Origin of the sequence: Spongiibacter tropicus DSM 19543, assembly GCF_000420325.1 — a bacterium.
Lineage (GTDB): Bacteria > Pseudomonadota > Gammaproteobacteria > Pseudomonadales > Spongiibacteraceae > Spongiibacter > Spongiibacter tropicus.
Genome location: NZ_ATUS01000002.1, coordinates 192,935 through 217,757, shown reverse-complemented (window position 1 = coordinate 217,757; position 24,823 = coordinate 192,935). Strand labels below are relative to the sequence as shown.

The following is a 24,823-nucleotide window of genomic DNA, read 5'->3' as shown; positions in this document are numbered from 1 at the left end:
GGCGCTTTGGATAAGCATCTGACGGTACTGCGGGATGAAGCCGTTGCCGCCCTGATTGGCGATGAGCAAGGGCGCTATGTTGACGGGACCTTTGGTCGTGGCGGGCACAGTCGCTTGATTCTTCAGCAGCTCGGGCCGCAGGGGCGGTTGCTGGGTGTGGACAAAGACCCGAGGGCGATTGAGGCGGGAAATTCACTTGCGGCGGAGGATGACCGCTTTTCCATTGCGCGAGGCTCATTCGCCGATTTTGATCGCTTTGTGGAGCAGGCGGCTTGGGGTGACGGGGTTGATGGTGTGTTGCTGGACCTCGGCGTGTCGTCGCCGCAGTTGGATCAGGCTGAGCGCGGGTTCAGTTTCTTGCGCGATGGCGAGCTGGATATGCGCATGGACACCGAGAATGGGCTCAGTGCGGCGGACTGGCTGGCGGTGGCTGAAGAGGCCGATATTGCCCGCGTATTAAAAGAATATGGTGAAGAGCGCTTTGCGAAGCGAATTTCCAGGGCGATTGTCAACGCAAGGCAAGAGCAGCCGATTCTCCGAACCTTGCAGTTGGCAAAAATTGTGGCTGAGGCCAATCCCGCTTGGGAGAAGCACAAGCATCCGGCTACCCGGGCCTTCCAGGCGATTCGCATTTATATCAATAACGAGCTGGGCGACCTGGAGACCTTTCTCGGCAAAGTGGTTGATGTATTGCGCCCGGGTGGGCGCCTCGTAGTGATTAGCTTTCACTCCTTGGAAGACCGCATGGTAAAGCGCTTTATGCGCAAACAGGCTCAGGGCGAGCGAGTGCCATCCTACTTGCCGGTGAGTGATGAACAGCTGGGGCGTTCGATGCGTTTGCTCGGTAAGGCGGTTAAGCCGAGTCAGCAGGAAATCGATGAAAACCCGAGGGCGCGCAGTGCGGTGATGCGAGTTGCTGAAAAGCTGGGAGCAGAAGGTGGCTGATGGGCGAGCCAAGCGCTCAAAAGCCAAGGTGGCCGGCCGCAGTAAAGAGCAGGTGCCGGCGCCATTGGGAGGCATATTGGTGCCGCTGTTGCTGGTGATGGTGTTGGTGAGTGCCATTGCGCTGGTTCAGAGTTCGCACCGGTCGCGCAAGCTGTTTAGTGAGCTGCAAGACCTGCGTCGCGAGGCGATGCAGTTGGATGAAGAGTGGGGCCGGCTGCTGTTAGAGCAGAGCACCTGGGCCTCACCCGACCGGGTGCAGAGCCTGGCCGAAGACAAACTAAAGATGCAAGCGCCGGATATGCGCGAGGTCAATATGGTAAGGGGTTATGGCAAAGCAGGTTAATGCGCCGGTATCGCCTTGGCGATTCCGTGTTGTCATTGCTGGGCTGCTAATACTGGCAGCGCTGCTGCTCGCCCGTGCCCTGACATTGCAGGTGCTGGATGTCGATCGTGGCTACCGTTTCCTGCAAGGGCAGGGGAATGCGCGCACTATTCGTACCGAAATTATTCCTGCCCACCGCGGCATGATCTCCGACCGCAACGGCGAGCCGTTGGCAGTGAGTACGCCGGTGGCATCCATTTGGGCCAACCCGCAGGAACTGGGTAAAAACAAGGACAGTTGGGCGAAGCTGGCGCGTGCGCTCAATATGTCGCACGGTGAGCTCGCCGGCCGGCTTCAGCGCTATGCCGACAGTCAATTCATGTATCTGCGTCGCCACCTGTCACCGCAGGACGCTAAAACCATTCTTGCGTTGAAGGTGCCCGGCGTTTATCTGCAGCGGGAGTACCGTCGTTTTTATCCGGCGGGTGAAGTGGCTGCTCACATGCTTGGATTTACCGATATCGACGATCGGGGCCAGGAAGGGCTTGAGTTGGCCTATGACGAATGGCTGAACGGAACGCCAGGCAGCAAGCGTGTTTTGAAGGATTTGTACGGCAATATCATTCGCGAGATTGATGCTGGCCGTGAGGCCAGTCCGGGCAAAGACTTGCAGCTGAGTATTGATCTGCGTCTGCAATACCTCGCCTATAAGGAGTTGAAGTCGGCGCTGAAGCGCACCGGTGCGAAGGCGGGATCGGTGGTGATTCTCGATAGTCGCAGCGGCGAAGTGCTGGCGCTGGTGAATCAGCCTTCCTACAACCCCAATAATCGCAGCCAGCTCAGCCCCAGCGCCATGCGCAATCGCGCGCTGACCGATATGTTTGAGCCGGGTTCGACCATGAAGCCGCTGACGATGGTGGCGGCATTGGAAAGTGGTCGCTACCAGCCGGATACCGAGATCAACACTCACCCCGGCTACATCAAAGTCGGGCCAAAACTGCTGGAGGATCACCGCAACTACGGGGTGTTGACTGTGGCTGACATCCTTAAAAAGTCCAGTCAGGTTGGCACAACAAAAATTGCGCTCTCTCTCGATGAGCAAGAAGTGTGGAGGGTGTTTCAGCGTTTCGGGCTGGGGCGCAGTACCGGCTCCGGCTTCCCTGGAGAGAGCACCGGCGTGCTCCCGAATCACCCTAACTGGCGTGCCATTGAGCGCGCCACATTTGCATTTGGCTACGGCCTAACGGTCACCAGTTTGCAGTTGGCGCAGGCATATTCTGTGTTTGCCAATCACGGTGTGTTTCAGCCGGTGTCGCTCGTGAAGCGCGAGACCAGTGCTGAGCGCAAACAGTTAATCTCGCCAAAAATTGCCCGCCAGATCGTCGATATGCTTGAAAGCGTTACCGGCCCCGGCGGCACGGCGACGCGTGCGAGAGTGGATGCCTATCGTGTGGCGGGCAAAACCGGTACCTCACATAAGGCCATTGCAGGCGGTTATGCCGAGGATCGTTATTTCTCGCTGTTTGCCGGTGTTGCGCCGGCCAGCGACCCGCGCATTGTTGCGGTAGTGGCTATCGACGAGCCGAAAGGCGACTACTTTGGTGGCCTCGTGGCCGCGCCAGTGTTTTCCAAGGTTGTGGCCGATGCGCTCCGGTTGATGAATATTGCGCCCGATGATGTGGAGCCGGTGGCGAAGGCGGACAAAAAAGGAGATGCGGCGGCATGACAGCGATCAAGCGCTATGACAGCCCTCTCCATCGTTCGCTCGGCGACCTGCTGCCGAATTTGAGTGCTGAAGTCGCGGCGGTGCCATTGAGTGGCTTGTGTCTGGACAGCCGTCGAATCAAGCCGGGTGATGTATTTCTGGCCGTTAAAGGGCACCGTCAGGATGGCCGTGAGCACATCAATACCGCCGTGGCATCGGGCGCCGTGGCGGTGATTGCCGATGCACCCTGTGACGGTTCGAGCTGGTCTCTGCCTGTGTTGGAAGTGACGGGACTGAGTGAGCAATTGAGCGCCATTGCGGGGCGTTATTACGCAGAGCCTTCGCACAGCCTGCGCCTGGTAGGAATCACGGGTACTAACGGCAAAACCAGCTGTAGCTGGATGTTGGCGCAGTTACTGGAAGCGATGAACCAGCCTTGCGGCATCATTGGTACCTTGGGCAGCGGCCGTTTTGGCAGCCTTGAGCCAGCGGTCAATACTACGCCGGATGCAGTCGCGATTCAGGCGCTGTTGGCTGAGTGGTGTCAGGCCGGGGCCCGTTGGGCGTCCATGGAGGTGTCTTCCCATGGTTTGGCGCAGAAGCGTGTGGAAGCACTGCATTTCGACGCTGCCGTATTCACCAACCTGAGTCAGGACCACCTCGATTACCACGGTACCATGGAAGCCTACGCGGCAGAGAAAGCGCGTTTGTTTACGTGGCCCGAGCTGGAGCTGGCGGTGATTAACCGTGACGATGACTTCGGTCGGCAGCTACTGCAAAAAAGTGCTGCATCGCAGTGTATTGATTACAGCCTCCGCGACCCGTCAGCGACCCTGTATATGGAATCGTTTGAGCAGGATATTCGCGGCAGCCGTGCGCGACTGCATAGTCCCTGGGGCCATGTAGAGATTGAGACGCCGTTGCTGGGAGAATTCAACCTCGCCAACCTTGCGGCGGCCTGTGGGGTATTGCTGGCACGCGATGTTGATCCTGGCGAAATTGAAGCCCTGTTGCCGGGCTTGCAGCCGGTGCCCGGCCGCATGCAATGCCAGCGCAGTGATGATGACGTGCTGGTTGTGGTGGACTATGCCCATACCGAAGATGCCCTGGCTAAAGCCATTGCGACGCTGCGGCCGCTGACGCGCGGTCGCCTGAGTTGCGTATTTGGCTGTGGCGGTGACCGCGACAGTGATAAGCGGCCCAAAATGGGGCGTGCCGCATCGGCTGCTGACCGCGTCTACGTGACCAGTGATAATCCACGCAGCGAGTCTCCGGAAGCAATTATTGAGCAAATCTGCGAAGGCATGCCTGCAACGGTATCCCGGCATTGCGATGTAGATCGTGAGCGCAGCATTTTGATGGCCATTGCCGAAGCCCGGCCGGGCGACGTGGTATTGATCGCTGGCAAAGGGCATGAGTCCAGTCAGGAAATCGCTGGCGAGCGGCGTCCTTTCAGTGATGTCGCTACTGCCCGGCGTGCACTGGCAAGGAGGGCGTCAGCATGATGCGTGCGCTTTCTCTTGATGCAGTGGCGACGCTGACCCACGGCAAACATTATGGTGAGAACTCCGAGATCAGCTCGGTGGTCATTGATAGTCGCCGGGTCCGTGCTGGCAGCCTCTTTGTCGCGCTGCGTGGTGAGCGCGTGGACGGTCATGACTACCTTCGGCAAGCCGCAGAATCCGGTGCATCGGCAGCCCTGGTTAACCGGCAATGCAAGGAGTTGCCGGGTGTGATTGTGGATGACAGTCAGCGGGCTTTGGCGGACCTTGCCAGAGATAACCGCCGTGCGTTCCGCGGGCCGCTGATCGCGCTTACTGGAAGCAGTGGTAAGACCAGTACCAAGGAAATGCTGGCGGCGATTCTGTCTTGCAACGCCTCCGTGCTGGCGACGTCGGGGAATCACAACAACGAATTGGGTGTGCCGCTCACGCTCCTGGATATTTCGCCGCAGCATGCGTTTGCCGTTATCGAGATGGGCGCGGCTAAAGCCGGTGATATCCGTTACCTCTGCGAATTTGCACAGCCCGATGTCGCGATTCTGACCAATGCCCAGGCGGCGCATTTACAGGGTTTTGGCTCGCTGGACGGCGTAGCTAAAACCAAGGGTGAAATTTTCGAAGCGTTGTCCCCGTCTGGCCTCGCTGTGATCAATGCCGATGATCGTTATTACTCGCAATGGCAGGCGCAGGCCTCGCACTGCCGTCAGTCCAGCTTCAGCCTGATCTCGTCGTCCGCAGACGTTTATGCATCGGATATTTCCGCGACCGCAGAGGGCAGTCAATTCACGCTGCATTGCGCGGCCGGGCAGACTGAGGTGCTGTTGCCCCTCAGCGGCCGGCACATGGTCGCTAACGCCTTGGCCGCGGCGGCGGCAGCGCTGGAAGTCGGTATAAGCCTGCCTCAAATTGCCGAAGGCCTGGGTGGGGTCAATAGCACGGCGGGTCGATTGTTCAGTCAGCGATGGGGCGGCATCACCGTGATTGACGACAGCTATAACGCTAACCCCGGCTCAGTGCGGGCGGCGATTGAGGTGTTGGCAGCCAAACCGGGCAAGTCCTTGCTTGTGCTCGGAGCGATGGCTGAGCTGGGTCCGGATGCTGAGACTCTGCATCGCGATGTCGCCGCGTATGCCCGCGATGCCGGCGTGGCGAGCTGTGCCTTTGTTGGCGAGTTTGCCGACGTGATGGCTGAAGAATTTGGCGATGCTGGCCGCGCATTTGCCGACAAGCAAGCATTGCTCGGTCATTTGCCGACGCTGCTGGATAACGTGAATACGGTGTTGGTGAAAGGCTCGCGCAGTAGCGCGATGGAAGAGGTCGTGACGGCCCTGCAACAAACCTTATCAGGGGAGAACGGCTGAATGCTGTTACTGCTATCGGAATATCTCAGCCAGCATATCAGCGGTTTTGCTGTGTTCCAGTACCTCAGTTTCCGGGGCATTCTCGGTGTGCTGACGGCGCTCGCGATTTCGCTGTTGGTCGGGCCGGGCATGATTCGCCGCCTCAATTACTATCAAATCGGCCAGGCCGTTCGTGACGACGGCCCTAAATCGCACCTGAGCAAGTCCGGCACGCCGACCATGGGCGGTGCCTTGATTCTGGTGGCGATTTTTACCAGCACCTTGCTGTGGGCGGATCTGCGTAACCCCTTCGTGTGGACCGTGCTGATCGTTACCTTTGTATTCGGTGCTGTGGGCTGGGTAGATGATTACCGAAAGGTGATCGAGCGGAATCCCCGCGGTTTGCCCGCGAAGTGGAAATACTTCTGGCAGAGCGTGGCCGGCATCGGTGCGGCGGTCTTTCTTTATATCAATGCGGACAGCCCGGTGGATACCACGCTCTACTTCCCGTTCTTCAAGAACCTGAGCTGGCAGATGGGCCCGCTGTTTATGGTGCTGTGCTACTTCGTTATCGTCGGCTCCAGTAACGCGGTGAACCTGACCGATGGCCTCGATGGCCTGGCGATTCTGCCTACCGTACTGGTGGGGTCAGCGCTGGGGCTGATTGCCTACCTGACCGGTCACGTGAAATTTGCCGAGTATCTGCACATTCCCTATGTAGCGGGGGCGGGGGAGCTGATTGTGATCTGCGGCGCGCTGGCGGGTGCTGGGCTCGGCTTTCTGTGGTTCAACACCTACCCCGCGCAGGTGTTTATGGGCGATGTCGGCGCGCTGGCGCTGGGGGCAACCTTGGGCACCATTGCCGTGATCACCCGCCACGAGATCGTATTTTTCATTATGGGCGGCATTTTCGTGCTGGAAACCGTGTCGGTCATCCTGCAGGTGGCGTCCTTCAAATTAACCGGTAAACGCATTTTCCGCATGGCGCCGATTCACCACCACTTCGAGCTGAAGGGGTGGCCGGAGCCGCGAGTCATTGTGCGTTTCTGGATTATCACGGTGATGCTGGTGCTGTTTGGCCTGGCAACACTGAAACTGCGTTAAGCGAGACGAGAACGGACGTGAGCCTCATTGCATCGGACAATAAGCGCGTGATTGTGGGACTGGGAGCCACCGGGCTTTCTGTTGCCCGCTATCTGTCGTCGCGTGGTTTGCCCTTTGCTGTGGCAGACAGTCGCGAACAGCCGCCCGGCCTTGATGATTTTCGTCAAGCCTATCCGGATGTTGAGCTTCAACTGGGCGCTTTTTCTGACGAGCAATTTACCGGCGCCAGTGAGCTGTTGGTGAACCCCGGTATTCCTCTGAGTGAGCCGGCCATTGCGGCGGCAGCTAAAGCCGGTGTGCGCATCAGCGGCGATATCGATTGCTTCCACGAGGCGGCCAAGGCGCCTATCGTGGCGATTACCGGTTCCAACGGCAAAAGCACCGTGACCACCCTGGTCGGTGATATGGCAGATCGCGCTGGTCTGCGTGTGGCCGTGGGCGGCAATTTGGGCACCCCCGCCCTGGATCTGCTCAGCGACGACTGCGAGCTGTATGTGCTGGAACTGTCATCTTTTCAGTTGGAGCGCTGTCAGCAGTTGGGCGCGAAAGTGGCGACGGTGTTGAATGTCAGCGCCGATCACCTCGACCACCACGGGTCGATGCTGGCCTACCATCAGGCCAAACACCGCATTTTTCAGGGCTGTAAAAAAGTGGTGATCAACGCTGATGACAGCCTGACGCAGCCGCTGGTGCCTGAGGACGTCGAAAAGTGGGTCTTCAGTCTGGGGCGTTCGGATTTCCGCCGCTTCGGCCTGCTGGAACAGCCGGGTCAGCGCTATTTGGCGTTGGCGCGCGAGCCGTTGATGTCAGCGGATGAGCTGCGTATCACCGGACGCCACAACCTCAGCAATGCGCTCGCGGCGCTGGCAATTGGCGCAGCTGCCGATCTCCCGATGGCGGCGATGCTGGATACCCTGCGCGAATTTCCCGGCTTGCCCCATCGCTGCGAATTTGTCGATGAGCAAAACGGCGTGCGGTTTTACAACGACTCCAAGGGCACAAATGTGGGCGCCTCGGTGTCGGCGATTGAAGGCTTGGCTGAGCAAGGTCGCGTCGTGCTGATCGCCGGTGGCCTGGCAAAAGGCGGCGACTTTGCACCGCTGGCGGAAGCGCTTCGTCGCCATGGGCGAGCTGCGGTACTGATTGGCGAAGCGGCGCCGCAGATCGCCTCGGCAATAAACAATCAAGTGCCGACCGTAAACGCCGACAGCATGTCGGCTGCGGTTGCGGCTGCCCGGAAGTTGGCCGAAACCGGCGATGTGGTGCTGCTGTCTCCGGCCTGTGCCAGCTTCGATATGTTTCGTAGCTATGGTGACCGCGGTGAGCAGTTCTGTGAAGCCGTGCGGGAGGTGAGCCATGCTTAGCCTTCGCACTGCCTGGCAGGACTTGCAGGATATGGATCGCCAGCTTCAGTGGTTGCTGGTGGCACTGCTGGCAGTAGGGTTTGTGGCGATGACGTCGGCGTCGATTGAGCACGCGGCCAGCCGTTACGACGATGCCTTCTTCTTTGCCAAGCGCTATGGCCTGCATTTTACGTTGGCCTTCGGTTTGAGCCTGGTGATGTATTTCACCCCCGTCGCGTTCTGGGAGCGCACGGGATGGCTGTGGCTGTTGATTGGCTTCCTGCTGCTGGCGCTGGTGTTGGTGCCCGGCGTGGGGCGCGAAGTGAACGGAAGTCGTCGCTGGCTGGCCTTGGGGCCGCTGACCCTGCAGGCCTCCGAGTTCGTCAAGCTGTTCGTGATCTTTTATCTCGCGGGCTATCTGGTACGCCGCGGTGAAGAGGTGCAGGAGCGTTTTTCGGGCTTTATCAAACCCATGGCGCTGCTGTTTGCGGTCACGCTATTGCTGATGCTTGAGCCGGACTTTGGCGCGACCGTGGTGACTGCCGGTACGGCATTTGTAATGATTTTTCTCGGCGGCGTGAAACTAGGGCAGTTTCTGCTGGTCATTCTCAGCTGTTTGGCCAGTGCCGTGGCACTGGTGATTTTTGAGCCCTATCGGATGCAGCGTTTAACGGCTTTCACCGACCCTTGGGCCGACCAATTCAATACCGGTTACCAGCTTACTCAATCGTTGATTGCCTTCGGGCGCGGCGAATTGGCGGGTGTCGGTTTAGGGAACAGCGTGCAGAAATTGTTTTACCTGCCTGAGGCGCACACCGACTTTGTGTTTGCCATTCTGGCAGAAGAATTTGGCTTTATGGGTACGGTTGTAGTCATTGGCCTGTTCGTCGGTCTGGTCGGGCGGATGATGTGGATCGGCCGCCACGCCGAACTCACCGGTCGCCGTTTTCATGCTTTTGTGGCGTACGGCGTATCGATGATGATCAGTGCACAGGCGTTCATCAATATGGGCGTTAATGCGGGATTGTTGCCGACAAAGGGGCTGACCTTGCCCTTTCTCAGCTACGGCGGCAGCAGCCTGATGGTGTGCATGGCGATGGTGGCATTGGTCGCCCGCATTGAGCGCGAATGCAGGGGGGAATATGGCCACTAAGCCCTGTGTGTTGATTATGGCGGGTGGCACAGGCGGTCACGTCTTCCCCGCTTTGTCGGTGGCGGAGGCGCTGCGTCAGCGCGGTGTTGAACTGCATTGGTTGGGCACGGCGCAGGGGATTGAGGCCCGGCTGGTGCCTGCCGCCGATATTCCGCTGCACTGTCTGAAAATGGCCGGTGTGCGCGGCAAAAACCCCCTGTTCCGACTGCTGGCGCTGGCTAAGGCCGGACTGGCGGTTCTGAGCAGTATGTTGCTGCTACGTCGTCTCAAACCCTTCTGCGTGATAGGTCTGGGTGGCTACGCTTCGGGGCCGGGCGGATTGGCCGCAAAACTGATGGGTATTCCGGTACTCATTCATGAGCAGAACGCGGTGGCCGGCACGACCAATCGCTTGCTGGCTAAGTTGGCTAAACGTTGCCTGACCGGGTATCCCATTGAGCTGGGCGGCGATAAAAGCCGCTACATCGGTAACCCGGTGCGTCGGGATATTGCCGAACTACCTGCGCCGTCGTTGCGCTTTGCCGAGCGAGAGTCCGGTTTGCGGGTGTTGGTGGTGGGCGGCAGCCTGGGCGCGCTGGCAATTAACGAATGCATGGTGAAAACCTGGGCGCTGCTTGCCGATCTGCCGCAGCTGCAATTGTGGCACCAAACCGGCCGTGCTCACGAAGACACGGTACGCAAGGCCTACGCCGAATCTGGGCTGAGTGTGCGCGCTGATGCGTTTATCGACGACATGGCCGAGGCCTATGCCTGGGCCGATGTGGTGGTATGCCGGGCCGGTGCACTGACTGTGGCCGAGCTTGCGGCGGCCGGACTGTCAGCAATTCTAATTCCACTGCCGAACGCGATTGACGATCACCAGCGCGCGAATGCGCAGTGGTTTGTCGATGGCGGTGCGGGCGAAATTCTTGACCAGCGTGAACTCACGCCGGAGCGCCTTGCAGACCGCCTGCGCGAACTCGCGACGCAGCCGGAGCTATTGCGCGAGCGCGCGGAAGCGGCGCGGGCGCTGGCAAAAATCGATGCTGCTGATGTGGCTGCCGACTGTTGTATGGAGTATGCCCATGGTCACTAAGCATCCGTTCATTGTTCCCGAAATGCGCAGAGTGAAGCGCATCCATTTTGTGGGCATCGGTGGTGCCGGTATGTGCGGTATTGCCGAGGTGCTGTTGAACCTGGGTTATGTGGTGTCGGGTTCTGACTTGAAGGCTTCACTGAGCACCGCCAGGCTTCAGCGCCTGGGGGCGAACGTGAGTTTTGGCCATCGCGGCGAAAACATCCAGCAGTGCGATGTGGTGGTGGTATCCAGTGCGGTGAAGGCTGACAACCCGGAAGTGCTGAGCGCAAGAGAGCAGCGCATTCCTATTGTGCCGCGCGCCGAAATGCTGGCAGAACTCATGCGCTATCGCCATGGCATTGCAGTGGCGGGCACGCATGGAAAAACCACCACTACCAGCCTGATTACCTCGATTTTTGCCGAGGCGGGGCTGGATCCGACATTTGTTATTGGTGGGCTGGTAAACAGTGCGGGCACCAATGCGGCGCTCGGCGAAAGCCGTTATCTGGTGGCAGAGGCGGACGAGAGCGACGCGTCATTCCTGCATCTGCAGCCAATGGTGTCGGTGGTGACGAATATCGAAGCTGACCACATGGACACCTATGGTGGCGACTTCAGTCGTTTAAAGCAGACCTTTATCGATTTTCTCCACAATCTGCCGTTCTACGGGGTGGCCGTGGTGTGTGTGGATGACCCGGTGGTGCGGGAGTTGTTGCCGGAAATTGGCCGCCAAACACTGACCTATGGTTTCGCGGAAGACGCGGATTTCCGTATCCACAGCGTTGAGCAGGACGGGCTGCAAAGCCACTTCCGCGTGAGCCGCCGCAAGGGCGGCGAGCTGGCGCTGACTATCGGTCAGCCCGGTATTCACAATGTGCTTAATGCGACGGCGGCAGTGGCGGTTGCCAGTGATGAAGGCCTGGATGATACGGCGATCTGTCGCGGTATCGCCAATTTTCAGGGCGTCGGTCGCCGCTTTCAGCGCTATGGCGAACAGTTGCTGGCAGAGGGCAGTTTCATGCTGGTAGACGATTACGGCCACCACCCCACTGAAGTGGCGGCGACGATTGCGGCGGCGCGTCAGGCCTGGCCGGATCGCCGCTTGTTCATGTTGTATCAGCCGCATCGCTACACACGCACGCGCGATCTCTATGAGGATTTCGTCAAAGTGCTGGGCAGTGTGGACGCACTGGCTCTGCTGGATGTGTATTCAGCGGGCGAATCGCCGATCCCCGGAGCGGACAGTCGCAACCTCTGCCGCAGTATTCGCTTGCAGGGCAAGCTGGAGCCGCTGTTCGTCGATGGGCCTGAACAGGCGTTGGCGCAGCTGCGCCCCCATTTGCGCCCCGGTGATGTTCTGCTGACTCAGGGGGCGGGGAATATCGGCGCACTGGCGCAACAATTTTCAACGCAGGATTGGACGCAGGCGAGTTAGATGACGGACACGGCCATTAACACAGTGATGCAAGCCATTGGCGGTCAAATCGCCGTGCTGCTGGGTGGCAGCTCGGCAGAGCGTGAAGTCTCGTTGCGCAGTGGAGCGGCGGTGATGGAGGCCTTTGCTCGCTTGGGTATCCCTGCCACCGCAATCGATACCCGCGATGCTGACTGGATGCAGCAGCTTGCGCCGTTCAGTCACTGCTTTCTGGCCTTGCATGGGCCCGGTGGTGAAGACGGCACAGTTCAGGGCGCGCTGGAATGTCTGGGTAAGTCGTACACCGGCAGCGGCGTGATGGCTTCTGCGCTGGCTATGGATAAGTTGCGCTGCAAGCTGCTCTGGTTAGGACACGGCCTGAGTACGCCAAAGTTTGTTGAGCTGGATGAGCACAGTGACTGGAAGGTCATCAGTAAAACGCTGGGGCAGGCGATTGTGAAGCCGGCCTGCGAGGGCTCAAGCATTGGCATGTCCCGTGCCGATAGCGCGGCGGAGCTCGAAGCGGCGTGGCATACCGCGAAGCCCTACGGTCGGGTGTTTGCGGAACAGTGGATAACGGGTGGCGAGTACACCGTGGCGGTACTGGATGGTCAGGCTTTACCGGCGATCCGGCTGGAGACCGATGCAGCTTTTTACGATTTCAATGCCAAGTACCTGTCTGACACTACGCGCTATCACTGCCCGGCGGGGTTGAGCGAAGACGACGAGCAGGGTTTGCGAAAGCTGGCGGTGCAGGCCTTTGATGCGGTCGGCTGCAGAGGCTGGGGACGGGTAGACGTGATGCGCGATGAGCGCGGCCGTTTCTATTTACTGGAGATCAATACCGTGCCGGGGATGACCGATCACAGCCTGGTCCCGATGGCCGCCAAGCAGTCGGGGTTGAATTTTGATCAATTGGTGCTGCGCATTTTACAGAGCAGCCTGAACGACACTGAGGCGGCCCATGGCGGCTAAGCAGAACCGATTCAAGCGCTCCCGTGGCGGCGAAGAAAAGCGCCGCATGGGAAGTCGCCGGGAGTGGGGGCGAATTTTTAATCGCCTGTTGCTGCTGTCGGCTGCGTTGGGTTTTGTCTACGGCGTGGAAAAACTGGGAGAGCGTCTCGACGGTATTCCCGTTGAGCGAGTGGTTTTTGCGGGTGATCTGCACCACGTGAATCGAGAGGTACTCGTTGAACGGGTGACCAGCCATTTGGCTGTCGGGTATCTGGGCTTGGATTTGCCTGCGATTCAGGCCGAGTTGGAGCAGGAACCGTGGGTATACCGAGCGGTGGTGGAGCGGCTGTGGCCGCGTGAACTGAAAATCACCATCGTTGAAGAAACGCCAATTGCTGTGTGGGGGCGTGGTGGCTTGTTAAACCATCGCGGCCGTATTTTCGAACCGGAAGAAGGGCGTGCTTACCGCGGTGATCTGCCGGTGCTGGACGGTCCAGAGGGCAGTGCGCTGGAGATGATGCGCCAGTACCGATTGATGAGCCAGCTGCTGGGTGATGAAAATCTGCAGCTCAATACGCTGGAAATGAGTGCGCGGGGTAGTTGGACCGCTCGCATCGAAAATGATGTGGAGCTGGTGTTGGGGCGGCAGGAGCCGCTGGAGAAGTTGCGGCGTTTTCTGTGGGTATACCGCCAGTCTCTGGCGGCAGATTTCGCCAAAGTCGCGCGTGTGGATATGCGCTATGTAAATGGTCTGGCCGTTGCCTGGGCCGAACAACAGAACAAGGGATAACCATGCACATTGAGTTGCTAAAAGAAGGTCGACGTCACCTCGTGCTCACATCGTGCATCGCTTGGGGGAAGTGCAGCAATGTCTAATGCAAATGCCGGAAGAATGGTGGTCGGACTGGATATCGGTACCTCGAAAGTGGTGGCGATTGTGGGTGCGATCAACGATGAGGGCAAGCTGGAGGTTGTGGGTATTGGCTCGCATCCCTCTCGTGGCCTGAAGAAAGGCGTGGTCGTCAATATTGAGTCCACCGTCCAGTCCATTCAGCGGGCCGTGGAAGAGGCGGAGTTGATGGCTGGCTGCGAAATCCACAGCGTGTATGTGGGGATCGCCGGTAACCACATTCGCAGCCTCAACTCTCACGGTATCGTGGCGATCCGTGACCGCGAAGTCTTTCAGTTGGATCTCGACAGGGTGATTGATGCGGCTCAGGCCGTGGCGATTCCTGCCGATCAGAAAGTGCTGCATATCCTGCCTCAGGAATTTGTGATCGATGAACAGGAAGGCATCAAGGAACCATTGGGCATGTCAGGTGTGCGCCTGGAAGCCAAAGTGCACCTGGTGACCTGTGCGGTGAATGCCGTGCAAAACATCGAGAAATGTATCCGTCGCTGCGGCCTCGAGGTCGAGGACGTGATTCTCGAGCAGTTGGCGTCCAGTTACTCGGTGCTGACAGACGATGAGAAGGAGCTGGGGGTGTGCTTGGTGGACATCGGTGGTGGTACCAGCGATATCGCCATCTTTACCGACGGGGCGATACGCCACACTGGCGTAATCCCCATCGCGGGTGATCAGGTGACCAATGACATCGCCATGGCGCTGCGTACGCCCACCCAGTACGCCGAGGAAATTAAAATCAAATATGCCTGTGCGCTGACTCAGCTCGCGGGTGAAGGTGAAACCATCAAAGTGCCCAGCGTGGGTGAGCGCGCGCCGCGTGAGCTGTCCCGTCAGGCCTTGGCAGAGGTAGTTGAGCCCCGCTATGACGAGCTGTTCACGCTGGTTCAGGCCGAATTGCGCCGCAGCGGCTACGAAGACCTCTGTGCGGCGGGCATTGTGCTGACTGGCGGTACTTCAAAGATGGAGGGCGTCGTTGAGCTGGCGGAAGAGATATTCCACATGCCTGTGCGCATTGGGTCTCCGCAGGGTATTCGCGGCCTCACCGACATTGTGCGCAATCCAATTTATGCCACTAGCGTGGGTTTGCTGCAGTACGGACTGAAGCATCAGGAACAATCCGGCGGGCGCGGGCGCGTTCGTCAGGACGGTTTTGTATCCCGGTTGAAAAACTGGGTGCAGAACAATTTTTAACACAACAACACTGTTTTTAACGAAGTAGTAACCGGTCGTGTTTGGCAGCACGGCTGATCATGCAAAAGGGAGAAAAACCATGTTTGAACTCGTAGATAACGTTCCTCAGAACGCAGTAATTAAAGTGGTGGGTGTCGGTGGTGGCGGCGGCAATGCCGTTAAGCACATGATTGCCAACGATGTTGATGGTGTGGATTTCATCTGCGCCAACACCGACGCGCAGGCGTTGACGGATGTGATGTCAAAAACTGTTCTGCAGCTTGGCACCGCCATCACCAAAGGGCTGGGCGCAGGTGCCAACCCCGAGGTGGGGCGTCAGGCGGCTATTGAAGATCGCGATCGCATCGCGGAAGCACTGGAAGGTGCCGATATGGTGTTCATCACCGCGGGTATGGGTGGTGGTACTGGTACTGGCGGCGCGCCAGTGGTTGCAGAAGTGGCGCGTGAGCTGGGTATTCTGACCGTGGCAGTGGTCACCAAGCCCTTCCCCTTCGAAGGCAAGAAGCGGATGACCGTTGCTGAAGCGGGCATGCGGGAACTGCGTCAGCACGTTGACTCGCTGATCACGATTCCCAACGAGAAGCTGCTGCCGGTGCTGGGTAAAAACACCAGTCTGCTGGATGCTTTCAAGGCGGCCAACGACGTATTGTTGGGGGCGGTGCAAGGCATTGCTGACCTTATCATCCGTCCGGGTATGATCAACGTCGACTTTGCCGATGTGCGCACCGTGATGTCTGAAATGGGTATGGCGATGATGGGCAGTGGTATTGCCAGCGGTGAGAACCGTGCCTGTGAAGCCGCTGAGGCCGCGATTCGCAGCCCGCTGCTGGAAGACGTTAACCTCGAGGGTGCCCGTGGCATTTTGGTAAATATTACCGCGGGATTGGACCTCTCCCTAGGCGAGTTCAGCGATGTCGGGGATACTATCAAGGAATTTGCGTCTGAGGACGCTACCGTGGTGGTTGGTACGGTGATCGATCCGGATATGAGCGACGAGCTGCGAGTCACTGTCGTGGCAACTGGTCTGGACGGCATCGCGCAGGAAGCCCCGCTGAAAGTGGTCGAGAGCAAGCCCGTTGAGCGCGCTAGTGACTACCGCAAGCTGGACCGGCCGACAATTATGCGTAACCAGCAGGCAGCTGCCGCTCGTGAAGCCGTTCCCGCTTCGCCGGTGGTGGAAGACAAAGACATGGAATATCTGGATATTCCTGCGTTTTTGCGCCGCCAAGCTGACTGATACGCAAGTACGGCAGCGGTAGCAGTTGGCGCCACCCGGTCGGTTACGGCCAGGGTGCTGCGCTAGGCGGCGTTTTGCGTCTTTAGTAAGAGTGTGAACCATGATCAGACAACGAACATTGCGCAATACCATCCGGGCGACCGGTATTGGTTTGCACACCGGAGAAAAAGTCTTTCTTACCCTGAAGCCCGCACCGGTGGATACCGGGGTGATCTTCAGACGAACGGACTTGAACCCGGTCGTTGAGATCCACGCTCACGCGGAAAATGTCGGTGATACGACCCTGTCTACCACGCTGGTGAACGGCGATGTCCGGGTATCAACGGTTGAGCATTTGCTGTCAGCGATGGCGGGGCTGGGCATTGACAATGCCTACGTCGAGCTGAGCTCATCGGAAGTGCCGATTATGGATGGCAGTGCGGGCCCCTTCGTGTTCCTGATTCAATCAGCGGGCATAGAGGAGCAGGATGCACCCAAGAAGTTCATCCGTATCAAGCGGCCGGTTACGGTAAAAGATGGCGATAAAGTTGCCAGTTTCCTCCCTTTTGACGGCTTTAAAGTCTCTTTTACCATCGACTTTGATCACCCGGTTTTTCGCGACCGTACCGGCCACGCCGAGCTGGATTTTTCCAGCACCTCCTTCGTGAAGGAAGTGAGCCGGGCCCGCACCTTCGGTTTTATGCATGAGATCGAGTACCTGCGTTCCAAGGGCCTTGCTCAGGGCGGCAGTGTGGACAATGCCATCGTGGTAGACGAATACCGGATTCTGAACGAAGACGGTCTGCGCTACGAAGATGAGTTTGTGAAGCACAAGGTGCTCGACGCCATCGGCGATTTGTATCTGTTGGGTACCAGCCTGATTGGTGAATTCAAGGCGCACAAGTCTGGCCACGGCTTGAATAATGCGTCGCTGAGACAGCTCATCAAAGAAACCGACGCTTGGGAATGGGTGACCTTCGAAGATCCCGCCGACGCGCCGATTACCTACGCGGCAGCCGCTGCTGCCAGTGCTTGATGGCACTCCTCTTTCCCATCCGGCACCTCGCCGGGTGGGAATAGCAATCTTTTTCCATGTATGCGATATTGCCCCACGGTAGCGCAGCGTGCGCGACTCCTGCCGGCCATGTCATTGCGACATCGTTCTGACAGTGCCACCCAGATGCCCTTGAAATTTTGTCATCTGAACTTCATTGACGTAGTTTAGCGTGACGCGCGGCGCTGTCGCTCTGTCAGGCAGGACCTGAAATTCCTCTGAGAACCAACGGCTCAACATGATCACAGCAGTAGTCAAGAAGATATTTGGAAGCAAAAACGACCGAGAACTCAAGCGCATGCGCAAGGTCGTGGCCCGTATCAACGCTTTAGAAGAATCCCTGACCGCGCTGGATGATGCGGCGCTGCGAAGTAAGACTGAAGAGTTCCGTCAGCGGGTGGCCGCTGGTGAGACGCTGGATCAGATACTGCCGGAGGCCTTTGCTGTCGCCCGTGAAGCGGGACGCCGTGTGCTGGGTATGCGGCACTTCGATGTGCAGATGATCGGTGGTATCAGTATGCATGAGGGCAAAATCGCCGAAATGCGTACCGGTGAGGGTAAAACGCTGGTTGCGACATTGCCGGTTTACCTTAATGCCATTGAAGGTAAAGGCGTGTTTGTCGTTACGGTTAACGACTACCTGGCCCAGCGTGATGCGAACTGGATGCGTCCGCTGTATGAATTCCTGGGGTTGAGCGTCGGTGTTGTTCGTGCCGGGCAGGGCAGTGATGAAAAGCGCGCTGCTTATCAATCCGACATCACCTACGGCACCAACAATGAGTTTGGTTTCGACTATCTGCGCGACAATATGGCTTTTGCGATTGAAGATCGCTATCAGCGTAGCCTGAACTTCGCCATTATCGACGAAGTCGACTCTATTCTGATCGACGAAGCGCGCACACCACTGATTATTTCCGGTCCAGCCCAAGACAGCTCGGCGCTGTACCGGCAAATCAACAAGTTTATTCCCAAGCTGGAACCGGTGCCTGAAACGGATGAGCCGAAAGTGGCCGGTTCGGAGCCGGAAGAAGGCCACTACAGCGTCGATGAAAAAATGCGGCAGGTGGAGCTGACGGAGGCCGGTCACCAAGTAGTGGAAGAGCTGCTGATTAAAGAGGGCTTGCTGGATGAAGGGGACAGCCTTTACTCCGCCAGCAATCTGAACCTGCTGCACCACGTGAACTCGGCCCTGCGCGCTCACGTACTGTTCCACAATAATATCGAATACATTATTCAGAACGACCAGGTTGTGCTGATTGATGAGCATACTGGCCGGACGATGCCGGGCCGTCGATTGTCGGAAGGTCTTCATCAGGCGATTGAAGCCAAGGAGGGAGTAACTATTCAGGCGGAAAGCCAGACGCTGGCATCCACCACCTTCCAGAATTACTTCCGTCTGTTTGACAAACTGGCCGGGATGACGGGTACCGCTGATACGGAAGCCTTTGAATTCCGCCAGATTTACGGTTTGGACGTAGTGGTGATTCCCACCAACAAACCCAATGCTCGTCGGGACCACAATGATCTGGTCTATTTGAGCAAAGAAGAAAAATACGACGCCATCGTCAACGATGTGAAAGCCATTGTCGAAACCGGTGCGCCGGTGCTGGTGGGGACGGCGTCGATAGAAACCTCTGAAGAAATGTCCAAGCGCTTCAAGCAAGCGGGCATGTCTCACAAGGTGCTAAACGCCAAATACCACGAGCAAGAAGCCGAAATTATTGCCCAGGCGGGGCGCCCCGGCGTAGTGACTATCGCCACTAATATGGCCGGTCGAGGTACCGATATTGTCTTGGGTGGCAGCGTCGATGCCGAGCTGGAAAAGCTCGACAACCCGTCAGAGGCGATGATTAACGAGCTGCGCGAAGCCTGGAAAGAGCGTCATGAACAGGTGATTCAGGCCGGTGGCCTGCATATTATCGGCACCGAGCGCCATGAATCCCGCCGTATCGACAACCAGCTGCGCGGTCGTGCCGGCCGTCAGGGCGACCCGGGTGTGTCGCGTTTTTATCTGTCACTCGAAGATAATTTGATGCGGATCTTTGCCTCTGATCGCGTGCGCAGCATTATGCAGGCGCTGGGTCTGGAGAAAGGGGAAGCGATCGAGCACCGTATGGTGTCCAATGCCATCGAGAAAGCCCAGCGCAAAGTCGAAGGCCGCAACTTCGATATCCGCAAACAGTTGCTGGAATACGACGATGTGGCAAATGACCAGCGCCAGATTATTTATCAGCAGCGTAATGAACTGCTGGAGTCGGAAGACATCAGCGAGATGTTGGCAGCGATTCGCAGCGATGTGGTTAATGACGTCGTCAGTGAATATATTCCCATGCAGAGCATGGTTGAGCAGTGGGATGTCGACGGACTGGAGCGTCGGCTGGAGAATGACTTCGAAGTCAAACTGCCGATTGCCCAGTGGCTGGAAGAAGACAAAAAGCTGCAAGAGGAAGGCGTTCGTGAGCGCATTCTCGATGCGGTAACGGCGGGTTACGAGGCGAAGTGTGAGAAGGTCGGCCCGGATATGCGCAAAATTGAGCGACATATCATGTTGCAGGTGCTGGATACGTTGTGGAAGGAGCATCTGGCTACCATGGATCACCTGCGCCACGGCATTCACTTGCGCGCATTTGCCCAGAAAAATCCTAAGCAAGAATACAAGCGCGAGGCGTTTGAGCTGTTTCAACAAATGCTCGACAGCCTCAAGCACGAGGTTGTCCGTTTCCTGGCTCACCTGCAGTTGCAGCAGGATGAAAGTGCGGAAGCACTGGAGCGTAAGCGTCGCGAAGAGCAGGCGCGCCGTGCGATGGAATTCCAGCACGCTGAGGCGTCTGCGATGAATGCAGAGCCTGAGGAGGACGTTGGCGAAGCACCTGAACAAGCTGTCCCCGAAACCTTTGTGCGCGAAGGGCGTAAAGTGGGGCGCAATGAGCCTTGCCCTTGTGGGTCGGGTAAAAAATACAAGCAATGCCACGGTAAGCTGGGTTAAGGCACAAGGAGTAGCAAAGCATGGCGGTAGGGTCTGGTGACTTTGGCGTGTTGCACCCGGTTGATGGCGTGCGCATTGGTATCGCCAGTGCGGGAATCAAGAAAGCCGGTCGCAAAGATGTGGTGGTGTTTGAGCTTGCCGAGGGCAGCACGGTTGCTGGCGTGTTTACCAAGAACGCGTTCTGCGCTGCGCCGGTGACGATAGCCAAGTCCCATCTTCAGCAGTCCGGTGCACGCTACTGGCTGGTAAATACCGGCAATGCCAATGCCGGTACCGGGCCTTCAGGGCTTGAGGCTGCCAAGCAGTGCTGCTCGGCGCTAGCTGATTTGGCCGGCTGTCCGACTGAGCAGGTGTTGCCGTTTTCTACCGGTGTGATTGGCGAGCCCTTGCCCGTCGATAAAATTATCGCGGCCCTGCCCGCAGCGCTGGCTGATTTGTCTGCCGAGCATTGGTCTGATGCAGCCAGCGGTATCATGACGACCGACACCCGCCCCAAGGCATGCTCCCGTCAGTTCGAATGGCAGGGTAAGACCATTACCGTCACCGGTATCTCCAAAGGCGCGGGCATGATTAAACCCAATATGGCGACCATGTTGGGCTATGTGGCTTGCGATGCGGTTATCGCGCAAACTCTGCTGCAACGCCTTGTTAGCGACGCGGCGGAGCAGTCTTTTAATCGCATTACCGTTGATGGCGATACCTCCACCAACGATGCCTGCATGCTGGTGGCAAGCGGTGCATCGGGTGTCGAGATATCAGAACGTGAGCCTGAATTGCTGGCTGCCATGACGGATTTGATCAACGAAGTCTTTCTCGATTTGGCGCAGGCGATTGTGCGTGATGGCGAGGGGGCAACCAAGTTTGTGGAAGTGGCTGTCTGCGGCGCCAAGTCCAGTGAAGAAGCATTGAAGGTGGCCTATACGGTTGCTGAATCGCCGCTGGTTAAGACGGCGCTATTTGCCAGCGACCCGAATTGGGGGCGCATTCTGGCCGCGATTGGTCGCGCAGGCATTGAGGGTCTGGATGTCAGCGGCGTACAGGTTCATCTGGGCGATGTATTGATTGCCGACAAAGGCGGTCGGGCTGCGTCCTATACTGAGGAAGCGGGCGCGGCGGTGATGAAGCAGGAAGAGATTGTCATCGCCATTGATCTCGGTCGGGGCGATGTGGCTGAAACCGTGTGGACCACCGATTTTTCCTACGATTACGTCAAAATTAATGCCGAGTACCGAAGCTAAAGCCTTAGTGAGAGTCGCTGTTGGCGTGGTGTGTGATGACGAGCATCGCATACTCATTGCCCGACGCGCAGAGCAACGCCATCAGGGCGGGCTGTGGGAATTTCCCGGTGGAAAGATTGAAGAGGGAGAAACTCTCGCTCAGGCTTTAGTTCGTGAGTTACATGAGGAGCTGGGGATTGATGTCGCCCCGGAACGCTGTGAGCCGCTGATGACGATTGAACATGATTACGGCGACAAGGCGGTGCGGCTGGAAGTCTGCTGGGTGCGTCAGTTTCAGGGAGTGCCCACGGGCAAAGAAGGACAGCCACTGCGTTGGATCGATGTGGCGGACCTGAATGACTATGCATTCCCGAAAGCCAACGACGCTATTGTAGAGGCCATTCAGGGCGCTTGATTACTCCCGTTCCGGGGCCATTTCTAGATCCCCGCTAAGAATATCTTCATAGTCCGCTTGTCCCGGAATGCTGTGTTCTTCATTCGACCAGGCAATGAAGTCGCGGTTCTTGCATTGTTCCGAGCAAAAAGGACGAAAGGGGTTACGGCTGTCCCACTGTTGAGCTGTCCCGCAATTCGGGCAGGCTACGGCCGGACGGTTTGATTGGGTAAGCTTAGCCACGATTGGCTTTCTCCTGCGCCAGCTGTAAGTATTTCCGGTGAAGTTCTTCAACGCGAGCATCGAGTGTGTCGATGGCTTGGCTGTTGTCCAGAATATCATCAGCGGCCGCCAGCCGCTGTTCCCGGCTGGCCTGACTGGCCATTATGCGCTCCACCTGTGCGCGTTCATTGTCATCACGCGCCATGGTTCGTTCAAGCTGCACCGCTTCCGGCACATCGACCACGAGTAATCGGTCGCACAGGGCCTTCTGACCTCCCTCTACGAGAAGGGGAGAGACGTACAGGCCGTAGGCACTTTGAATATTGCCGAGCTGTCGCAACGTTTCCTCGGCAATAAGCGGATGCAGCAGCGCTTCCAGCCATTGTTTCTCGTCGGGGTTACTGAAAATGCGTTTGCGTAGCTCGGCACGGCGAAGCTGCCCATCACTGTCGAGGATGCCGTCGCCAAAATGCTCTCGAATTTTTGTCAGTGCTTCGGTGCCGGGTTCGACCACAACGCGTGCGATGACATCGGCGTCAATGACGTCAATACCCTTTTCCGCGAAACGGTCAGATACCGCGGTTTTACCACTGCCGATACCACCACTCAGACCGATAATGACCTTGCTCATAAATACTGCTGTTTCCTTTGAGATTACAGGCCTGCAAAGCCCATATACGCGCCGAGGATATCCTGGCCCCAAAACATGGCGATCCAGCCGGCTGCTGCCAGATAGGGGCCAAAGGGGATGCTGGTGTTACGGCCTTTGCCCTGAAGGCTGAGCAAGGTTATTCCCAATACCGCGCCCACGACGGATGACAGTAGAATAATCACCGGCAACATCTGCCAACCCAGCCAGGCGCCTAGGGCAGCGAGTAGCTTGAAGTCTCCGAATCCCATGCCTTCCTTGCCGGTGATTAGTTTAAACAGCCAGTACACAGACCACAGTGAGAGGTAGCCGGCAATGGCGCCCCACACGGCATCCATTAATAAAACGCTGCCACTGAGGCTGTTGTAGGCCAGACCGAGCCATAACAGCGGCAATGTGAGGCTGTCGGGCAACAACTGATGGTCGATATCAATGATGCTCATAATCAGTAGCAGCCAGCTAAACAGGATGACCGCCAATGCTTGCCAGGTGAATCCGAACTGAAGTGCCGTGAACACGGCAAGAGCGGCGGTTGCCAGCTCAACCGCGGGGTAGCGGAGTCCAATCTTGTTTTGGCAGGAGGCGCAGCGGCCGCGCAGCAAGATATAGCTGAGAACAGGGATATTTTGCCAGGCTTTGACGGCTGCGCCGCATTGCGGGCAATGAGAGTTCGGCAGGGCCAGATTAAAGCTTTCAGGTGGAGATGTTGGTTCCTGTTCGAGAATCAGCTGGCACTCGTGCTTCCAGTGTGCCTCCATCATCTTGGGCAGGCGATAAATTACCACATTGAAAAAACTACCCAACAGCAGGCTGAAAATGCCGAGCAGGCATAACGCGAGCCATGGATTACTGTCCAGATACATAAGAGCTGACATGGATTCGATTCCGAACTCGGGCGGCAATGTCATGCCGCCACAGAAGTGTTAGATGGCGGAGCCCAGCATGAAGATGGGCAGGTACATTGCAATCATCAGGCCGCCTACCAGTACACCCAGTATCGACATGATGAAGGGCTCCAGTAGCGACGTCAGTGAATCCACCGCATTGTCGACGGCTTCTTCATAGTGCGTAGCCACCTTGTCGAGCATCTCATCCAGAGACCCCGATTCTTCGCCGATCGACACCATTTGCAACAGCATGGTGGGGAAAAGGTTGGTGAAGCGAATGGCGGAGTACAGTGTCTGGCCGGTGGTGACGTCATCGCGAATCTGGATGATGGCTTTGTTGTAAACGGCATTGCCTGCCGCGCCTGCCACGGAATTGAGCGCGTCCACCAGCGGCACACCGGCGCCGAAAGTGGTGGCGAGTGTGCGTGAAAAACGCGCTATTACTGCGTTGTATACAATGTCGCCAATCGCCGGAATTTTCAGTGAGATTTTGTCGACCCAGTCAGAGAAGGCCTGTGAGCGTCGCCTCGCTTGACCAAAAGCGGCTACCGCCAAGCCGATGGCGCCGAATAAAATAAACCAGTTGGCCTGCATCCACTCCGACATACTGACGACCAATTTAGTAAAGGCAGGCAGGTCTGAACCAAAGCTTTGGAAGGTTTCCGCAAACTGGGGAACGACCTTTATCAGCAGGATCGCGGTGACTACGACGGCCACTACAATAACGGCAATCGGGTAAGTCAGCGCCTTTTTTATCTTGGCTTTCAAGGCCTCTGTTTTTTCCTTGTAGGTTGCCACGCGGTCCAGCATCAGCTCGAGCGTACCGGATTGCTCGCCGGAATCGACCAAGCTGCAAAACAGATTATCGAAGTACTTGGGATGCTTGGCGCAGGCTGCAGCGAAGCCGCCGCCCGCGGCGACATCATTGCGAATGTCATTGATCAGCTCGGTCATCGTCGGGTTGCCCGCACCTTCGGCGACAATGTCAAAACTTTGGACAAGCGGTACACCAGCTTTCAGCATCGTCGCCATCTGGCGAGTGAAAATGGCGATGTCGGCGGGTTTGATTGCCTTCTTTGACGAAAACAGGGGTTTGGGTTTGCGCTTGACGGACTTGGCGGCAATACCCTGCTTGCGAAGCTGTGCCTTTACCAGTGCTGGTGTCGATGAGGTCATCTCCCCACGGGTTTTGCGGCCTTGCTTGTCGGTGCCTTGCCAGACAAAAACGGCATCTTTATTTTTTGCGGCCATCGTAATCTCT

At 57.6% G+C, this 24,823-nt stretch carries 22 protein-coding genes; 18 read left to right on the top strand and 4 right to left on the bottom strand.

Going from position 1 to position 24,823, the window contains the following annotated elements:
* Positions 1-6: 6 nt before the first annotated feature.
* The 18 genes from rsmH (at position 7) to mutT (ending at position 21,825) form a co-directional block, all read left to right on the top strand.
* A complete protein-coding gene (rsmH, locus tag G411_RS0112630) occupies positions 7-945 on the top strand; it encodes a 16S rRNA (cytosine(1402)-N(4))-methyltransferase RsmH (RefSeq protein WP_022959582.1) in 939 nt (312 codons plus the stop codon).
* Positions 938-1,288 (top strand): cell division protein FtsL, encoded by a 351-nt coding sequence (ftsL, locus tag G411_RS0112625; RefSeq protein WP_022959581.1) that lies wholly within the window; start codon positions 938-940, stop codon positions 1,286-1,288. The genes rsmH and ftsL overlap by 8 nt, the downstream gene beginning before the upstream one ends.
* Positions 1,272-2,993, top strand: a complete 1,722-nt coding sequence (locus tag G411_RS0112620; RefSeq protein ID WP_022959580.1) for a peptidoglycan D,D-transpeptidase FtsI family protein — start codon at positions 1,272-1,274, stop codon at positions 2,991-2,993. Before ftsL ends, G411_RS0112620 begins: the two co-directional genes overlap by 17 nt.
* Positions 2,990-4,477, top strand: a complete 1,488-nt coding sequence (locus G411_RS0112615) for a UDP-N-acetylmuramoyl-L-alanyl-D-glutamate--2,6-diaminopimelate ligase (RefSeq protein WP_022959579.1) — start codon at positions 2,990-2,992, stop codon at positions 4,475-4,477. The genes G411_RS0112620 and G411_RS0112615 overlap by 4 nt, the downstream gene beginning before the upstream one ends.
* Positions 4,474-5,835 (top strand): UDP-N-acetylmuramoyl-tripeptide--D-alanyl-D-alanine ligase, encoded by a 1,362-nt coding sequence (locus G411_RS0112610; RefSeq protein WP_022959578.1) that lies wholly within the window; start codon positions 4,474-4,476, stop codon positions 5,833-5,835. The genes G411_RS0112615 and G411_RS0112610 overlap by 4 nt, the downstream gene beginning before the upstream one ends.
* Positions 5,836-6,918 carry a phospho-N-acetylmuramoyl-pentapeptide-transferase gene (gene mraY, locus G411_RS0112605; protein WP_022959577.1) on the top strand — a complete coding sequence of 361 codons (1,083 nt, stop codon included), beginning with the start codon at positions 5,836-5,838 and terminating at the stop codon, positions 6,916-6,918.
* A gap of 17 nt (positions 6,919-6,935) precedes the next feature.
* Positions 6,936-8,282 carry a UDP-N-acetylmuramoyl-L-alanine--D-glutamate ligase gene (gene murD / locus G411_RS0112600; protein WP_022959576.1) on the top strand — a complete coding sequence of 449 codons (1,347 nt, stop codon included), beginning with the start codon at positions 6,936-6,938 and terminating at the stop codon, positions 8,280-8,282.
* Positions 8,275-9,414, top strand: coding sequence for a putative lipid II flippase FtsW (gene ftsW, locus G411_RS20365; RefSeq protein ID WP_022959575.1), 1,140 nt, complete (start codon positions 8,275-8,277; stop codon positions 9,412-9,414). Before murD ends, ftsW begins: the two co-directional genes overlap by 8 nt.
* Positions 9,404-10,489 carry an undecaprenyldiphospho-muramoylpentapeptide beta-N-acetylglucosaminyltransferase gene (murG, locus tag G411_RS0112590; RefSeq protein WP_022959574.1) on the top strand — a complete coding sequence of 362 codons (1,086 nt, stop codon included), beginning with the start codon at positions 9,404-9,406 and terminating at the stop codon, positions 10,487-10,489. The genes ftsW and murG overlap by 11 nt, the downstream gene beginning before the upstream one ends.
* The gene (gene murC, locus G411_RS0112585; RefSeq protein WP_022959573.1) at positions 10,479-11,906 is read left to right on the top strand and encodes a UDP-N-acetylmuramate--L-alanine ligase; all 1,428 of its coding nucleotides are present in this window, start codon (positions 10,479-10,481) and stop codon (positions 11,904-11,906) included. Before murG ends, murC begins: the two co-directional genes overlap by 11 nt.
* Positions 11,907-12,860, top strand: a complete 954-nt coding sequence (locus G411_RS0112580) for a D-alanine--D-alanine ligase (protein ID WP_022959572.1) — start codon at positions 11,907-11,909, stop codon at positions 12,858-12,860.
* Positions 12,850-13,629, top strand: a complete 780-nt coding sequence (locus G411_RS20360; protein WP_022959571.1) for a cell division protein FtsQ/DivIB — start codon at positions 12,850-12,852, stop codon at positions 13,627-13,629. Before G411_RS0112580 ends, G411_RS20360 begins: the two co-directional genes overlap by 11 nt.
* 78 nt (positions 13,630-13,707) lie before the next feature.
* Positions 13,708-14,937: a cell division protein FtsA gene (ftsA, locus tag G411_RS0112570; protein WP_022959570.1), complete on the top strand. Its 1,230-nt coding sequence runs from the start codon at positions 13,708-13,710 to the stop codon at positions 14,935-14,937.
* Between the two features lie 79 nt (positions 14,938-15,016).
* Complete coding sequence (ftsZ, locus tag G411_RS0112565; RefSeq protein WP_022959569.1) at positions 15,017-16,174, top strand: cell division protein FtsZ; 1,158 nt, start codon at positions 15,017-15,019, stop codon at positions 16,172-16,174.
* Between the two features lie 100 nt (positions 16,175-16,274).
* Positions 16,275-17,189, top strand: coding sequence for a UDP-3-O-acyl-N-acetylglucosamine deacetylase (gene lpxC, locus G411_RS0112560; RefSeq protein ID WP_022959568.1), 915 nt, complete (start codon positions 16,275-16,277; stop codon positions 17,187-17,189).
* 256 nt (positions 17,190-17,445) lie between these two features.
* Positions 17,446-20,193 carry a preprotein translocase subunit SecA gene (secA, locus tag G411_RS0112555; RefSeq protein ID WP_022959567.1) on the top strand — a complete coding sequence of 916 codons (2,748 nt, stop codon included), beginning with the start codon at positions 17,446-17,448 and terminating at the stop codon, positions 20,191-20,193.
* Positions 20,194-20,213: 20 nt separating this feature from the next.
* Positions 20,214-21,431: a bifunctional glutamate N-acetyltransferase/amino-acid acetyltransferase ArgJ gene (gene argJ, locus G411_RS0112550; protein WP_022959566.1), complete on the top strand. Its 1,218-nt coding sequence runs from the start codon at positions 20,214-20,216 to the stop codon at positions 21,429-21,431.
* A complete protein-coding gene (gene mutT / locus G411_RS0112545; RefSeq protein ID WP_028968408.1) occupies positions 21,412-21,825 on the top strand; it encodes an 8-oxo-dGTP diphosphatase MutT in 414 nt (137 codons plus the stop codon). The genes argJ and mutT overlap by 20 nt, the downstream gene beginning before the upstream one ends.
* Here the strand turns inward: mutT and G411_RS0112540 are convergent, their stop codons facing one another.
* Genes G411_RS0112540 through G411_RS0112525 form a run of 4 tightly spaced genes read right to left on the bottom strand, consistent with a single transcriptional unit; the run spans position 21,826 to position 24,813 of the window.
* Positions 21,826-22,047 carry a DNA gyrase inhibitor YacG gene (locus tag G411_RS0112540; RefSeq protein ID WP_022959564.1) on the bottom strand — a complete coding sequence of 74 codons (222 nt, stop codon included), beginning with the start codon at positions 22,045-22,047 and terminating at the stop codon, positions 21,826-21,828.
* On the bottom strand, positions 22,040-22,657 hold the full coding sequence (gene coaE, locus G411_RS0112535; protein WP_022959563.1) for a dephospho-CoA kinase: 618 nt from the start codon (positions 22,655-22,657) through the stop codon (positions 22,040-22,042). Before coaE ends, G411_RS0112540 begins: the two co-directional genes overlap by 8 nt.
* A gap of 23 nt (positions 22,658-22,680) precedes the next feature.
* A complete protein-coding gene (locus G411_RS0112530) occupies positions 22,681-23,550 on the bottom strand; it encodes a prepilin peptidase (RefSeq protein ID WP_028968407.1) in 870 nt (289 codons plus the stop codon).
* Positions 23,551-23,598: 48 nt separating this feature from the next.
* Positions 23,599-24,813, bottom strand: a complete 1,215-nt coding sequence (locus G411_RS0112525) for a type II secretion system F family protein (protein WP_022959561.1) — start codon at positions 24,811-24,813, stop codon at positions 23,599-23,601.
* Positions 24,814-24,823 lie beyond the last annotated feature (10 nt).